The organism is Gammaproteobacteria bacterium (genome assembly GCA_013696315.1).
Classification (GTDB): domain Bacteria; phylum Pseudomonadota; class Gammaproteobacteria; order JACCYU01; family JACCYU01; genus JACCYU01.
On record JACCYU010000180.1, the window covers coordinates 1 to 2321 of the forward strand.

Genomic DNA, 2321 nt, shown 5'->3' on the forward strand with positions numbered 1-2321 from the left:
GGCTGTGCCCCAGCGTCTCTGCGGTGATGGCTGTCCGGTTGGACAGGAAAAAAACGCTGCGCATAGCCTGTAAACTCAACTGCGGTGAAATATAAGTCCTTAGCTCTTTTCCATGATAACGCCAAAGCGAGGATCGATCGCCCCCAAGACCTGAGGATCCCACAATGAACGGCAATGCGGATGATGATGTAGTTAGCCTGGACTCCATTGGCATGGATGACGTCGCGCGCGTTGGCGGCAAAAACGCCTCGCTGGGCGAGATGATCCAGCATCTGGCCGCCAGCGGCGTCAACGTGCCTGGCGGATTTGCCACCACCGCCGACGCCTTCCGGCGTTTTTTGTCCGACGCGGGATTGACCGAGCGGATCAGCGCCGCGCTTGAGAAACTGGATGCCGAAGACGTGAAAGCACTGGCGCGGACCGGCCGTTCGATCCGCGAGATGATCATCGATACCACAATCGAGGGTCGCTTACGCGACGCTATCGCGCACGCTTATGAACAACTGGAGAGTGGAGCGGGCGGCTCGCTGGCCGTCGCCGTGCGATCGTCGGCGACCGCCGAGGATCTTCCCGATGCGTCGTTCGCCGGTCAGCAGGAAACATTCCTTAACGTGCGCGGGCTGGACAACGTATTGCTGGCGGTGAAGACCGTGTTTGCGTCGCTGTTCAACGACCGCGCGATCTCGTATCGCGTGCACCACGGCTTCGAACACGGCGAGGTGGCGCTGTCGGCGGCCGTTCAGCGCATGGTGCGCAGCGATCTCGCCGCCAGCGGCGTGCTGTTCACCCTGGATACCGAGTCCGGATTCACCGATGTCGTGTTCATCACCAGCAGTTATGGTCTGGGCGAAGCCGTGGTGCAGGGCGCCGTGAACCCGGATGAATTCTACGTGCACAAACCCACCCTGGCCGCCGGCCGCCCGGCTATCCTCAGCCGCACCCTGGGCAGCAAGGAAATCAAGATGATCTACAGCGAAGGCGGCGTGCTGGAAAAATCGTTAAGCACCGTGGACGTGCCGGCGGAAGACCGTGCCCGCTTTACCCTGACCAATGAGGAAATAACGCAACTAGCACAGCAGGCGGTCATCATCGAGAAACATTATGGTCGGCCTATGGACATCGAATGGGCCAAGAACGGCGAGACCGGCGAGCTGTTCATCGTGCAGGCGCGTCCGGAAACGGTAAAGAGCAACACGCAGCAGGTCGTGGAACGCTACGTTTTGAATGGCAAGGGGGAGGTGCTGATCGAGGGACGCGCGGTAGGGCAGCGCATCGCCAGCGGCGCGGCGCGGATCATGATCGATCTGGAGGAGATGGACAAGCTGCGACAAGGCGATGTGCTGGTAACGGACATGACCGACCCGGACTGGGAGCCGGTGATGAAGCGCGCCGCTGCAATCGTCACCGATCGCGGGGGTCGCACCTGTCACGCGGCCATTATCGCGCGTGAACTCGGGATTCCCGCGGTCGTCGGTTGCGGCGACGCTTCGCGGCGCCTTAAGGACGGTCAGGAAATCACCGTGTCGTGCGCGGAGGGTGACACGGGACTGATCTACGAAGGTAAACTGGACTTCGAGGTACACCGGCACGAGCTGGCCGCTATGCCCGAGCTGCCGCTCAAGGTGATGTTGAACGTTGGCAACCCGGGGCGCGCGTTCACTTTTGCGAGTGTGCCCAATGCCGGGGTGGGCCTGGCGCGGCTGGAGTTCTTAATCAACAACACCATTGGCGTACATCCCAAGGCGTTGCTGGGATTCGATCAGTTGCCCAAAGATCTCAAGGACAAGATCGCCAAGCGCTGCGCCGGTTACCCGGATCCGGTAAGTTTCTTCGTGGACAAGCTAGCCGAGGGGATCGCCACCCTGGCCGCGGCGTTTGCGCCGCATCCGGTGATCGTGCGCCTGTCGGACTTCAAGTCCAACGAATACGCGCATCTGCTCGCCGGCGAACGTTACGAGCCCAAGGAAGAGAATCCGATGATCGGGTTGCGCGGGGCGTCGCGCTACATCTCGGAAAAATTCCGTGAGTGTTTCGAGCTCGAATGCAGGGCGCTGCGCAAGGTGCGTGATGACATGGGGTTTACCAACGTGCAGATCATGGTTCCGTTCGTGCGCACCCTGGACGAAGCGTCGCAGGTCGTGAAGTTGCTCGCGGACAACGGGCTTGAGCGCGGGGTCGATGATCTCAAGGTCATCATGATGTGCGAGATTCCGTCCAACGTGATACTCGCCGAGCAGTTCCTCGAACATTTCGACGGATTTTCAATCGGCTCCAACGACTTGACGCAAATGACTTTAGCGCTGGATCGGGATTCGGGGCTG

At 60.6% G+C, this 2321-nt stretch carries 1 protein-coding gene; it reads left to right on the plus strand.

Annotated features, from left to right (window positions below):
- Positions 1–164 precede the first annotated feature (164 nt).
- The coding region (gene ppsA / locus H0V34_10645) for a phosphoenolpyruvate synthase (protein MBA2492125.1) at positions 165–2321 on the plus strand (2157 nt) is incomplete at its 3' end.